Source organism: Hamadaea sp. NPDC050747 (genome assembly GCF_040654195.1).
Classification (GTDB): domain Bacteria; phylum Actinomycetota; class Actinomycetes; order Mycobacteriales; family Micromonosporaceae; genus Hamadaea.
Window position 1 is genome coordinate 33,440 of sequence record NZ_JBFAHM010000015.1, and the last position, 13,770, is coordinate 47,209.

At 72.1% G+C, this 13,770-nt stretch carries 6 protein-coding genes; 5 read left to right on the plus strand and 1 reads right to left on the minus strand.

Annotation, left to right across the window (positions count from 1 at the left end; genetic code table 11):
- Window positions 1–52: 52 nt before the first annotated feature.
- Complete coding sequence (locus AB0H43_RS31765) at window positions 53–1,456, plus strand: CHAT domain-containing protein (protein WP_360005408.1); 1,404 nt, start codon at window positions 53–55, stop codon at window positions 1,454–1,456.
- The gene (locus tag AB0H43_RS31770) at window positions 1,437–7,334 is read left to right on the plus strand and encodes a tetratricopeptide repeat protein (RefSeq protein ID WP_360005410.1); all 5,898 of its coding nucleotides are present in this window, start codon (window positions 1,437–1,439) and stop codon (window positions 7,332–7,334) included. The genes AB0H43_RS31765 and AB0H43_RS31770 overlap by 20 nt, the downstream gene beginning before the upstream one ends.
- 225 nt (window positions 7,335–7,559) lie before the next feature.
- Here the strand turns inward: AB0H43_RS31770 and AB0H43_RS31775 are convergent, their stop codons facing one another.
- Window positions 7,560–8,201: a GNAT family protein gene (locus AB0H43_RS31775; protein ID WP_360005412.1), complete on the minus strand. Its 642-nt coding sequence runs from the start codon at window positions 8,199–8,201 to the stop codon at window positions 7,560–7,562.
- Window positions 8,202–8,336: 135 nt separating this feature from the next.
- On the opposite strand from AB0H43_RS31775, the gene AB0H43_RS31780 reads away from it, so the two are divergent.
- The 3 genes from AB0H43_RS31780 (at window position 8,337) to AB0H43_RS31790 (ending at window position 13,741) form a co-directional block, all read left to right on the plus strand.
- Complete coding sequence (locus tag AB0H43_RS31780) at window positions 8,337–9,536, plus strand: MFS transporter (RefSeq protein WP_360005414.1); 1,200 nt, start codon at window positions 8,337–8,339, stop codon at window positions 9,534–9,536.
- A gap of 76 nt (window positions 9,537–9,612) precedes the next feature.
- On the plus strand, window positions 9,613–10,197 hold the full coding sequence (locus AB0H43_RS31785) for a hypothetical protein (protein ID WP_360005416.1): 585 nt from the start codon (window positions 9,613–9,615) through the stop codon (window positions 10,195–10,197).
- Between the two features lie 52 nt (window positions 10,198–10,249).
- Complete coding sequence (locus AB0H43_RS31790) at window positions 10,250–13,741, plus strand: ABC transporter ATP-binding protein (protein ID WP_360005418.1); 3,492 nt, start codon at window positions 10,250–10,252, stop codon at window positions 13,739–13,741.
- Window positions 13,742–13,770 lie beyond the last annotated feature (29 nt).

Sequence of the window (13,770 nt, forward strand, 5' to 3'; positions counted from 1 at the left end):
TCATCGGCTGGCTCAGCCTTCATACCAGCGGCGGCCGCCGGTCGGTGATCGCATGACGGACTTGGCGGTCGAGGAGTTCGCCATCCAGGTCGGCGACCGCCGGGTCCAGGCCGAATGGCGGCGGGGCGGCTACCGCCAGTCCGTCGTCGGCGAACTGGAGATCGACGACCTGCGGCGGCGTACCGTCGAGGTGTTCGTGGACCTGTTGCGCAGCAACCGGTTGATCAACGTGCACGAGCTGAAGCTGCTCGGCGAGCACCTGTTCGTGACGCTGTTCGGCTCGCGCCGGGACGACAACGGGCCGGGCGCGTTGCTGCGCCGGGCCATCAAAGGCGACCCGTACGCCGACAACGGCCAGCGCCGCCTGCTGCGTGTCGTGCTGGAGATGGGCGCCGGGGCCGAGCTTCTCGCGTCGTGGCCCTGGGAATACCTCTACGTCCCGCTGGACCGCGAGGATCCCGACACCGGGTTCTTCCTCGGCGAGAGCACCAACTTCATGCTCACCCGCAAGCTTCCGCTGGCGGTGTCCGCCCGCATGATCCAGGTACGCCCACCGCTGCGGGTGCTGTTCGTGGTGCTCGCTCCGGACGACGTGACCGAGACCGACATCGAGTACGAGGCGGTCCTGGAAACCCTGATGGACCTGCGTGACCTCGGCGGTGAGGCCCGGATCGACCTGCGGGTGCTGACTCAGCGGCACGCGCACGACGGGCGGGCGTTCCCGCCGAACGAGGACCTGCCGGTCCAGACGACCTGGCGCTCGTTCCTCAACACCGTCGAGCAGTTCGACCCCCAGGTCGTCCACGTGATCTCGCACGGCCGCTACATCGACGGCGCCGACGGTCGCCCGCGTGGGCAGATGGCCTTCCCGGACGAGAACAACAAGGCGCTCTGGATCGACGACCGCGACCTGGCCAACCAGCTCAGCCTCAGCGCGTCCGGGCTGCGCCTGGTCTTCCTGCAGGCCTGCGAGTCGGCGGCGACGTCGGCCAGCGGCTACCACGTCATCTCCGGGCTGGCCCAGTCGCTGGCCCAGAAGAACATCCCGGCCGTCATCGCGATGCACTACCAGGTCCAACTCCGGCTGGCCAACCAGTTCGCCCGCGCCTTCTACCAGGCCCTGGTCGACCGGCGGCCGATCGAGGTCGCCATGCATCACGCCCGCCGCGAGCTGTATCTCAGCGGCATGATGGGCGAGTCGCAGCAGCGTGCCGGGTTCGGCCTGCCCGTGCTGTATCTGCGCGAATCCGGTCCGCTGCTGACCCCGGCGCTCGTGCCGGTCTCCGCCTCGGCCGGCGGCAGCGGTCCCCGGGTCGCCGAACCGTCCGGACCGCCGGGCGAGTCCCCCGGATCGCAGCAGGGCACCGCCCCGTCATGGGAGCAGCCCGGCCGGCCCGTCGTCGACAACTTCCCGGGAAGCGGAAGGTGGAGCACCGGTGAGCAGTCCCTCGCCTGAGGCGCCGGCCCGTCCCGCCGGCAGCCCGCCCCCGGCGATCGTGCCGATCCTGCTGACCCTGGGCCGGGCATTGACCGAACACGGCCGCCGTGACGAGGCGGTCGAGGCGTTGCGCCGCGCCATCGCCGAGCAGGAGGACAAGCCCGACGAGGTGTTCGCCGCGCTCATCGAGGCCCTCCTCGCCCACGGCGAACGGTCCGAGGCGCTGCGGCTCGCGTTCGACCGGCTCGGCTCTGCCCCGAGCGGGGTGGTCCGCGTTTTGCCCGCCCTCGTTCCGCTGCTGCGCCCGACGCTGCTGCGCCCGCTGGCCGACGTGGTCACCGCCGACTTCTCCAACCTGATCGACGCGGCGCCGGGCGACGGCGCGCTGTCGCCAGAAGGCCGGCGGCGACTGCTCGCCTTCGTCGTACGCGCCCAGCTGACCCTGCCCGACGTCGAGCGGGCCGGGCTGCTGCTCGATCAGGCGGCCGACGTCGTCCAGGAGGACGCCGACCTGCTGACCCTGCTGGGCGAGACCCGGCTGCGGCAACGGGACCTGGACACCGCGCTGACGGCGTTCCTGGCGGCCCGGGAGACCACCCCGGACGCCACGATCGACCTGCAGGTGGCCCACGTCTACGAACAACTCGGCCGTCCGGAGCAAGCGCTGGAGCACATCGCCGCCGCCCTCGCCGGGGGAGTGGACACCGAAGAGCCGTACGCCCTGCGGACCCTGGTGCGGCTGCACCAGCAGGACCCGGACGCCGCCGCGCGCGACTACGACGAAGCCGTACGCCGATCCCCGGACTCGGTCGGGACCGCCCGCGCCGGAGCCTGCCTCTACCTGGCCGCCAACGACTACGACAGCGCCCTGGCCGCCACCGACGCCGGGCTGGCCCGCAATCCCGACGACGCGACCCTGTCGTTCCTGCGCTTTCAATCCATTGTGGAATCGGGCGACCACAGCGACATCGAACGCCGCATCGCCCGGTTCGCTCAGCGGATGGCCCCGGCCGACCTGGCCGAGAACATCGACCGCAGCGCCCGCGTACGCCGCCCCGACGATCCGGCCGTCCACTACTTCCTCGGCGTCCTCTACCAGGCGCTGGGGCAGCCGGCCGACGGACTGCGCGCCGTCGACACCGCGATCGACCTGCTGGGGACGTCGCAGGGCGAATGGCAGGCCCTGGAGCTGCCCGCCCGGCGGCTGCGCGCGCTGATGCTGCGCGACGTGCTGCCCACCGAGGCCGGCGCGGAATACGAGCGGGCGGCGCTGCTCGCCTTCGACTCCGGCGACTCCGAAGCCGCCGCCGAACTCATGGCGACCGCCGACGGGCTGCACGACCTCACCCCCGGCGCCCGGTGGACCTTCGCCGACGCGTTGCAGGTCCTCGCGTACGCCCCGGAGCGGCGCGGCCAGGTCGACCCTGACCGCCTGACCCAGGCCCTCGACGTGTGGCACGAGGCCTACCGCCGGGGACTGCCCACACTGGACTACGCCTGGGCGTACATCTCCCGGGCCCGGATGAGCCTGATGCAGGCCAAGATCGAGACCGAGCGCCTGCCCCGCGTCCTCGAGGCCGTGGTGTGGCTGCAGTGCTACGACACGCTGTTCGCCGGGACGGAGGCGTACTTCGACACCTTCGGCACCGCCTGCTCCCTGCTCGGCGCCTACGGCGTACGAGCTGAGCTGACCTTCGCCGCCGCGCGCCCGCCGATGACCGACCGCTACATCCCCGACGGCAACCTGCTCAGCACCACCGCCGCGAACAGCGGCGACCTGGAGCTGATGGCCTCCGTCGTCGCGGAGGTGGAAAGCCGCGCGCGCCTGGAGCTGTTGCGCGGCGACCACGTCGCCGCGCTGGCCGCCCTGAACGAGGCGACCGGCGAGCAGCGGCAGACCGCCTTCCACCTGTGGCTGCGCGCCATGGTGGAGTGGCAGGCCGGCGACCTCACGGCGCTGGAGCAGACCCTGGCGACCACGCCGGTCCCCGAAGCCTGGGAGGGCATCAGCGTCTGGCTGCACCTGCTCGGCGGCGATCCGCAGCGGGCGCTGCAGCTCGTGGACGGGCTGGACGACGAGCGCAGCTGGAGTTCGGACACCGAGTTCGAGCGCGCGCTGTGCCTGATCGCGCTCGGCGCGCCAAGCGCGGCCGAGGCCGAGGAGACGGCGCTGCGATACGCCCGCACCGACCGATCCTTTGAAGACGTCCACAATCTGCCGCCGCTGGCGGGCATCCTCGGGCTGCGGTATCCGGCCGCCGAGGCCGCGTTCAGCCGGATCGCCGCGGCCGTCGCCGACCGCGACGAGACCTTCTGGCCGCTGACGGCGGAAGCCGACACCGCCTACCTCGCCGCGCTTCCCGCGCCGCCGTGGGCCGAGGTCGCCGCGCAGGCGCTGCGCGCCCGGGTCGCGATCAGCCGGGCCGACTGGGCCGGTGCGACGGCGGCGTTCACCTCCCTCATCCCGCACCTCGACCGCTTCCCCGAGGTGGAGTCCGGCTTCGCCTGGATCACCACCGAACTGCGCGCCACGACCCCGTCCGACGAGCTGCTCGAGCAGGTCGGCGCGGCGGTCGCCGAGATCACCGCTCGGCCCTCGCGGCGCGCGGGCATGTTCCTGCCCGAGATGGACCTGGGCGATCTGCATCTGCTTGCCGGCCGGCCCGACCGCGCCGAGGCCTTCTACCAGGCCCAGCTCACCCGGCCCATCGACGCCGATCAGCGCGGATCGGTGCTGTCCCGGCTGCACCTGCTCGCCGTGGAGGACGGCCGCCCGGAAGCCGAACAGCTGCTCGCGCAGGCTCTCGACGAGTTCCGGCCCGGCGGCGGCCTCAGCTTCGCGATGGTCACCAACAATCTCAATCCACTGGTACGCACAGCGCCGACGTGGCAGCGACTGCTGTCCGCCTGGGCGCCCCCGGACGGGGCGGACGACGGCGAACGATTCCGCCTGCACCTCGTCGGCCGCTACTCGTACGGCCTGATGCTGAAGAACACCGACCAGCCCGCGGCGGCCGAACCGATCCTGCGGGGCGTGCTGGCCGACGAACGCCGGGTGTACGGCCCCGACGCGCCCGACGTCCAGACGACCGGCCACGTCCTCGCCGGCACCCTCGCCGCGCTCGGCCGCTGGGCCGAGGCGGAGGAGCTGTTCCGGGAGGTCGTCGCGACCCGGAAGCGCGTGCTCGGCCCGGCCGACCCGGCGACCCTCAGCTCCGGGCACGAACTGGGCTGGGTGCTGAGCAACGAAGGCCGGCCGGACGCCGCCGAAGAGGTCTACCGCGACGTCCTGGCTCAGAAACGCGAAGCGCTCGGCCTGGCCGACCCGTCCACCCTGGTCACCTGGCACAACCTGGCCGGCGTCCTGGCGAGCCAGGAGCGCTGGCAGGCCTCGCTCGACGAGTACGAGCAAGTCGTCGCCGCCCGCGAAGCCGTCTTCGGGCCCGACGACCCCGTCACCGTCTCCTCGCGGTTCGAGGTGGCCTGGGTGCTCTACAAACTCGGCCGGTACGCCGAATCCGAAGCCGAATACCGGCGGGTGATCGACCACCGGACCGCCCTGCTCGGACCGGACGACCCGGCGACCCTGACGCCTCGCTACGAACTCGGCGAACTCCTCCGCGCCTCCGGCGACACCGAGCGGGCGCTGGCCGAATTCCGGGCGGTCGCCGAAGCCCGTCGCCGGACCCTCGGCGAAGCCGACGCCGCCACGATCAACGCCCGCTACGAGACCGCCGCACTGCTCTACGAGTCCGGTGACTCCGCCGGGGCCGAGGAGATCTATCGGGACGTCCTGGCGATCGAACGGCACAGCCTCGGCGTGGACGACCCGTCCACCCTGGTCACCTGGCACAACCTCGCCGGGGCGATCGCCCGCCAAGGCCGGTGGGCCGAAGCCGAGCAGGAGTTCCAAGGCGTCGCCGAGGCGCGTACGCGGACTCTCGGGCCGGAGCATCCACACACGCTGGCCACCCGGCACGAGATCGCCCGGCTGCGCGGAGAGGTCGGCGACATCGCCGCGGCCGAAGCGGAGTACCGGGAAGTCCTGGCGGCCAAACGCCGAGTCCTCGGCGACGACGATCCGAGCACCCTCATCACCTGGGACAACCTGGCGATGCTGCTGTCCTCGGTCGGCCGGTTCGACGAGGCCGAGGCGACCTTCCGCGAAGTGCTGCCGCTGCACATCCGATCGCGCGGCGAGGACCATGAACGCACCCTCGTCTGCCGCGACGAATGGGGCTGGGCGCTCTACAAGAACCAACGGTTCGACGAAGCCGCCGAGCAGTACCGCATCGTGATCGACCGGCGTACCGCCGTGCTCGGGGCGACCCATCCGGCCACCGTGTCCGCGCGAACCGCGTACGCCGTGATCCGCCGCGACGCCGGTGACCTCGAGACAGCCGAGGCCGAACTGCAGTCGGTGCTGGACGAGCTGACCGGCGTCCATGGCCCGAACCGGCCAGAGGTCGTCGCAGCCCGGTCGACGCTGGCCTGGCTGCTGGTGACCTCCGTGTCGGCCGAGCGGGGCATCGCGCTGCTCACTGACAGCGTCGACGGCCTGCTGACCGAACGCGACCCGGCCGACCCGGAAGTCGTGGCCGCCCGGATCGACCTCGCCGACGCCCTCGTCGAAACCGACCGCGTCGACGACGCCGTGACCCAGTACCAAGCCGCCCTCGCGGCCCAGCGGGACGCGCTCGGCGACGACCATCCCGCCGTGCTGACCACCTGGTCGGCGTACGGCAACCTGCTCACCGAGGCCGAACGGTGGACGGCGGCCGTCCCCGAACTCGACCAGCTCGCCGACGCGTACGCCCGGACCCTCGGCCCGGCCGACGACACCACCCTTGTCGCGCGGCGCAAAGCGGCCTGGGCGCACTACCGGACCGACGACTTCGCCGGGGCGGCGACGGCGTACCGGACGCTGGCCGCCGACGAAGCCGCCGCCCTCGGCGAGCAGCACCCGGCCACCCTCGCCAGCCGCCTCAACGCGGCCGTACTAAGGGGCCGCGCCGGCGACCGGGACGGAGCCATCGACGACCTCCGGGACATCCTGACCTACCGGGACGAGGTACTCGGCTCCGACGACCAGGAGACCCGGTACGCCCGCGACGAACTGGCCTCCATGCTCACCGACGCCGACCGGTACGCCGAAGCCGCGGCCGAACGCCGCAAGCTGCTCGAAGCCGAGATCTCGGCGCTGGGCGAAACCAGCCCGGAGGTCCTCGACACCCGGCGTACCCTCGCCTACCACTACCGGGTGCTCGGCGACTTCGACGCAGCGCTCGCCGAACTGGCCGTGCTCGTCACAGCATCGGACGCGACGACCGGACCGGACTCGCCGAACACCCTGGCCGCCCGCTACAACGTCGCCGAATGCCTGGCCGCCGCCGGCCGGTACGCCGAGGCCGAAGCCGAATTCGAGCAAGTCCTCGCAGGCGAACGAGAGGCGATCGGGCTCGACGACCCCAGCTACTACGTCACCCTCGCCAGCCTCGGCTCGGTCTACCTCGAACTCGACCGGTACGCCGAAGCCGAAGCGGCGTACCGGTCGGTGACCGACAACCGGGCGCGACTGCTCGGCGCAGACCACCCCGCGACCCTCGGCGCCCGCTACCAGCTCGCGGGCTGCCTCGCCGCCCTCGACCGGTACGCCGAAGCCGAAACCGAACTCCGCAGCATCCTCGCGACGCAACGCGACACCCTCGGCGACGACGACCCGGCCGTCTACGTGACCTGGGAAGGACTCGGCGACCTCCTGGTCATCCAAGACCGGGTCGCCGACGCCGCCGACGTCTACCGGCTCGTCCTCGAAGCCCGGACACGGCTCCTCGGCCCGGACGCGCCCGAAACCGTACGCATCCGCGACGAACTCGCCGACCTCGACCTCCCCTGACCGCCCCGCGCCAGGGTTCCGCCGCCGTTCGCGTCGCCGCATCGCTGGGCCGCCGCATCGCTGGGCCGCCGCATCGCTGGGTCGCCGCATCGCTGGGCTGCCGCTCGCGTTATCCCGGATAACGCGGCCTTGCGGCGCCCAATAGGGGACGTTATCCGGGATAACGCGAGGGAGCCGGATAACGCGGGGAGCCGGATGACGCGAGGGAGCCGGATAACGCGATGATCATGCGGCGGAGGACTCCGACGAGACGAAGCGGGCGAGGCGCGCTTCCATGGTGGACCGCACGGCCGGCCATTCCTCGGGCACGACGGAGAACACCGCCGAGTCCCGCAACCGGCCCTTCTCTCCGGGCGCCCACGACTGCGACCAGTTCCGCAGGACGCCCTCGAAGTGCAGCCCGAGCTTCTCCAGGGCCGCCCGGGAACGGGCATTCCGGGCGTCCGTCTTGAGGTCGACGCGCGCGACGTCCCAGGTCTCGAAGGCGTACGCGAACAGCAGCAGTTTCGCCTCGACGTTGATGCCCGTGCCCTGAGCGGACGCGGCCAGCCAGGTGAACCCGACCTCGATGGCGGCCAGCCGGTCGCCGCCCGGCCACAGCCGGGGATCCCAGTACGCCGTGCATCCGACCGCCCGCCCGGTGGCCGTCGACACCTGCGCGAACGGCGCGAGCAGCCCCGAGTCCCGCCGGCCGAGCTGCGCCGCGATGTATTCCGGCACCTCCGACGTGGTAGGCACCCACGTGAAGCCGTACGACGCGCGGTCGACGGTCGCGGCCGCGGCGAGGTCGTCTGCGTGCCGCTGGTCCAACGGCTCCAGCCGGACGAGCCGGCCTTGCAAAGTGGGACTACCAAGATCGAAGCTCACGCTGCTAGTGTGCCTGACGTGACTTCCGGCCCGCACTAGTGACGGCGCGCACCTGACGCCGCCCTCACTCGTGTCTATTTTCCGGGAGTCTTTTCCATGTCCGCCGTTCGTGCGGGCACGTCTTACCGTGCCGTCTTGTCCAGGCCGCGGGTGCTGCGGCTGTTCCTGCCCGCGACCGTGGGCCGTCTCGCGTACGGCATCCTGCCGCTCGCGCTCTTCTTCACCGTCGCCCAGGCCACCGGCTCGCTCGGGTCCGCGGGACTCACCGCCGCGGCCCTCAACCTGACCGTCGTGCTCGGCGGCCCAGGTCGGGCGCGGCTCGTCGACCGGTTCGGCCGCCGCGTCCTGCCTGCTTTGGCCGGCTTGTACGCCGTGAGCACCGCCCTGCTCGTGTGGGCCGCCTCGGCGCACGCGCCCACGCCGATCCTGCTCGCGGCGGCTGCCCTGGTCGGGGCGTGCCCGCCGCCGCTCGGGCCGACGATGCGTACCGTGTGGGCGGATCTGATGCCGGAGGGGCCGCTGCGCCTGCGAGCGCTCAGCCTCGACGCGGTCGTCGAGGAAGTGCTGTTCACGGCGGGTCCGCTGATCACGGGGGTGGCGATCGCGGTCGCCGATCCCCGGATGGCCTTGGCGCTCGCCCTCCTGTTGATGATCATCGGATCGGCCGTCTTCGGCTTCGGCCCCGCCACCTCCCGTACGCCGACCATCGCCGATGCGGCGGACACTCCGGCGGAGACGGGCGCGGGTCTGCTGCGGTCGCCGGGTTTCCGGCCGATGCTGTTCACCCTGGCCGGGCTGTTCGCCGCGCTGGGCCTGGTCGACGTGGCGGTGCCGGTGACGGCTGCGAACGCGGGCACCCCGGCGTCGGCGGGCTGGCTGATGGCCGGGATGTCGGCCGGGAGCGCCGTCGGCGGGCTGCTGTTCGGGCGGCGTACCTGGGCGACGCCGTTCGCCCGGCTGCTGCCGAGGGCGGCCCTGGCGCTGGCGGCGTTGGTCGCCGGGCTGATCCTGCTCAGTCCATTGTGGGTGCTGGCGGTCGGGCTGATCGTGACCGGGCTGCTGCTGTCACCCGGCCTGATCATGGCGTACGCCCTCGCCGACGACCTGGCTCCGGCCGGTGCCCGGACACGGGCGTCGGTCTGGGTCAACACGGCGGGCAACGCGGGCATCACGATGGGGACGGCGGTGGCCGGAGCGTTGGCCGATCACGTGCCCGCCCAGCTCCTGTACGCCGTCGCAGCGCTCGTGCTGCTCGGCACGGCGACCCTGCCGGGTCGCCGCCTCGCCCGCACCGCCGACCCCGGGATCGCCCCTCCGGCCGTCGCGACCTCGTGATCGGACCGTGCACCCGGATGTGCCATGATCATGCGTGACCGCCCTCGACTGTCCACAGTGTGCACAGCATGATCAGGTGCAGACCGTCCGTTCTCTTTACGAGTCGCAGTCCGGCACGTATTCCGGAGTGTCGACCGGGGTGACGAGCGGCGTGGGCTTCGCCGGCGGCCGGGCCGTCCCGGTCGTCGGCCGAACGGTCACCCACACGTCCGGCCGCACCAGCACCCTGCTGGCGGACACGCTGGCACCGCCGCCCGTCCCCGCGATGCCGCCGCAGCGGGGCGGGGTGCTGATCGGATTCGCCCTCGCCGCCCCGGTCCTCGCCGGATGCCTCACCGTCCCGCTGCTCGCCGGCGGGGCCGACCACGCCGTACGCACCGCCGTGATCTTCTGGGCGGCGATCGGCGGCCCGTTCCTCATCGTCGCGGTGGCGCTCATCATCCACCGGATCACCTCCCGGCAGCGGGCGCGGCAGGCGTACAACGCCTACTCGGCGATCTATCCGTCGCAGTCGGCGGTGTGGAACGCCGCCTTCTTCTGCCGCCGGTGCAACCTCGCCTTCCTCCCGCCAGGCGCGCTCGGGGTGCCCGGTCGCCATCAGACGGTCGCCCCCCAGTTCCAATACATGGTCACCGCGGTGGCGGCCCAGCTCCGCGGGTGATCTTGCCTAAAACCGGTTGAGGAGCCGGCCACAGCTCGGCCAAGCTGGGAAGATGCGCCTCTTCCGGGACCTGTGGTCCGCCTCACCCCGTCGGGCCCTGGTCGTGGTGGTGCTGGTGGCGCTGGGCGCTGCCGGGCAGGCCGTGGGCGCCGCCATCGCCGGTCCCGTGCTGCTTTACCGGTCGGGTGTCCTGTTCACCCTGCTCGCGGTCGCCCTCGTGCTCGCGGTGCTCAGCGATCTGGTGATCAGCCTGCTCATGGCCCGATTGACGGCGGACTGGTCGGCCCGCGTACGCCGGCAGCTGTGCCAGGTGGCGTTCGGGCAGGATCTGCCCACCTTGGAAGGCACTCCGGTCGGTGAGCTGCTCGACCGCATCGACAGCGATGTGAACCAGGTCGCGTCGTCGGTCCGGGGGCAGGGCATCCGTATCGGGCAGGGTGTGGCGGTCGCCGTGCTGTCCGTCGTGATCTCGGTGTTCGTGTGGTGGCCGGCCGGTCTGGCGATGGTGCTCGTGTCGGCCTTCGTCGTCTGGAAGTTGCGCAAACCCGCCCAGAAGATCACTCCGGCGCGGATGGCGGAGGAGGAGGCCTGGTCGGATCTGGCCGCCGTGATGGAGGAGTCCATTCACGGGCAGGACGACGTGCGGACCACATTGGCCCGCCCGTACGTGATGCGGCTGTTCGCCCGGCGGGCCAAGGTCGTCCTCGAACGTGGTCGCCGAGTGTGGCGGGGGACCGCCGAGATGACCGCCATCGCCGCGATCACCACCCGGGTCTGCATCGCCCTGGTGGTCCTCGGCGGCGTGTGGGCGCTGGCCGGCGACCGGGTCGACAGTGCCCGGCTGACCGCGATCTGGCTGCTCGCCCTGGCCTTCGGCGGCACGGTCGAGCACGTCAGCCGGATGGTGCCCGAACTCCAGTACGCGCTCGGCGCGTGGAACCGTGTCGTGCTGCTGCGCGAATCGGCGCAGGAGCCGGTGGGCGGGCAGCCGCCGACCGCGGGCCACCTGGAAGTACGCGACCTGACCTTCCGGTACGCGCACGGCGACGACCGTCCGCCCGCGTTGCACGACGTGAACCTGACCTTCGCCCCGGGCCGGTCGTACGCGCTCATCGGGCGTACCGGGTCGGGCAAGTCGACCCTGGCCAAGGTGCTCACCCGGGCGGTCGCGCTGCCCCGGGGCACGGTGCTGCTGTCCGGGACGGATCTGCTCGACCTCGACGTCGAACAGCTGCGCCGCTGGATCGCCGTGGTGCCGCAGCGCACCGACATCCTCGCCGGGACGCTGGCGGAGAACATCGCCTTGTTCGACCCCGAGCTGCTGCCTCACGCCGGTGACGCCATCCGGCAGCTCGAACTGCAGGACTGGGTGACCGACCTGCCGGACGGGCTGGAGACCCGCCTCGGTGACGGCGGTTACGTGCTGTCGGCCGGGCAGGAGCAGCTGGTCGCGTTCGCCCGCATCCTCGTCCGTGATCCGCAGGTCGTCATCCTCGACGAGGCCACCGCCCGCCTCGACCCGGTGACCGAGGGCCGGGTGCAACGGGCGACCGAACGCCTGCTGCGCGACCGGATCGGCATCGTCATCGCGCATCGGCTGTCCTCGGTGCGGCACTGCGACGAGGTCGTCATTCTCGCCGACGGGGTGGTCGTCGAGGCGGGCCCGCTGCAGGAGTCGGCGCGCTTCGCCGAGCTGCTCGCGACCAGCATCGAGGCCGCCTCCGAGTCCGTCGCGGCCGCCGCGCACAGCACCGCAGGCACCGGCGGTGGGGTCGCGCTCGCCGAGCGGCCGGAGCCCGCCATCGTGGCGGCCGTCCCGGCCGAGCCGGTCAAACGGGAGGCGAAGACCGATCCGCCGCCGCTGCCCAAGCAGCCCAAGGCGCGTACGCTCGGCCAGATCGTCCGGCTGACGGTCAACGATCCCAAGTTCGGCCTGACGTCGCTGGCCATCTTCATGGCGATGATCGTGTTCGGCCTCGACGGCTCGGCGCTGCCGTGGCTGTGGAGCGACCTCGTGGACGGCGACGGCGGCCTGCTCTGGCCGGCCGTCGGCATCGTCTCGGCGTTGCTGCTGACCGCCCCGATGCCCTACGTCGTGAACCGCTGGTATCCCGAGTGGTGGGTCCGGCAGATGCTGCGGATCAGCCAGCGTCTGGTGTACGGGCAGACCGGCCCGCGCCGGGTCAGCAACCACACCCCGGCCGAGGTCGTCGCGCAGGCGGGCGACACCGAACGCGTCGTGTTCCTCGCGGACAACGTGGTCGACCAGTGGATCTCGCTGACGACGGTCGCCGCGATGACGCTGATCTCCGGGTCGTTGGTCCCCGGCGCGTTCTTCCTCGGCACGATGGTGTTCAGCGGACTCGCGGCGACCCTGTTCGGACCGAAGCTGGCCAGCTCGGCCAAGAACACGGTCGCGGCGCGGGCGGCCTTCGCCACCGCGCTCGTGTCGTCGCTCACCGCTGCGCGTACCGTCAAGTTGGCGGGCGCGACCCGGCCGGTCCTGGACCATCTCGCGCGGCTGGACACGGCGCGCAGCGATCGTCAGCGGCGGGAGATCGCCGTGCAGGTCTGGGCCCGCTCGACCCCGGCGATCCTGAGTGGACTGTTGCCGATCGGCGCGTGGGCGATGTATCTGGGTGGATCGCTGTCCTCGGGTGCGACCCTCGTCGCGGTGTCCACACTGGGCTCGGCCCGGTGGTTCGCGTGGACGACGGCCTCCCTGATCTCGTCGCTGCCCTCGGCCCGGGTGTGGACCAAGCGGACGGTGTCGATGGCCGGCATCGGCGACTACACCAAGGCGGTCGACGGCGTCGACCTGTCGGCGGGCACCGCGCCCGCCCCGGAACCGGCGCCCCGTACGCCGCTGCAGCGCCTGGAGTTGTCCCGGTTCACGGCGGTGCACGAGGACGGCACGATCGCGGTGCACGACGTCGATCTGACGGTCGACCGGGGCGAACTCGTCCTCGTCGTCGGCCCGGTCGGCTCCGGCAAGTCGTCGCTGCTGCGGGCGCTGGCCGGCATCGTGCACCACACCGGCGTCCTGCGGTGGAACGGTGAGCCGATCACGCGGCCGGAGCTGTTCCTGCGACCCAACCAGGTCGGCTATGTGGCGCAGCTACCGCGCGTCCTGTCCGGGTCGGTCGCCGACAACATCCAGCTCGGCCACGACCTGGAAGCGCAGGCGGCGGTCACCACCGCGCAGCTGGATCACGACCTGGCATCGGCCGGGCTCGGGCTGATCATCGGGCACAAGGGCACGCGCCTGTCCGGCGGTCAGCTGCAGCGGCTGGCGCTGGCCCGCGCGCTCGCTCCGCGTACGGAGCTGCTCGTCGCCGACGACGTCTCCTCGGCGTTGGACGTGACCACCGAACTCGCCCTGTGGCGGGCGCTCCGCGACCGGGGCATCACGGTGATCGGCTCGACGTCGAAGCGGGCGGCGCTGGCGCAGGCGGACAAGGTCGTCGTGATCATCGACGGGGCAGTCCGCGCGCGGGGTTCGTGGGCGCACCTCGAACGCTCGTGGGGCCACCTCGCCGGCTAGCCCTCTTCGCATGATCATTGCGTCAGCCA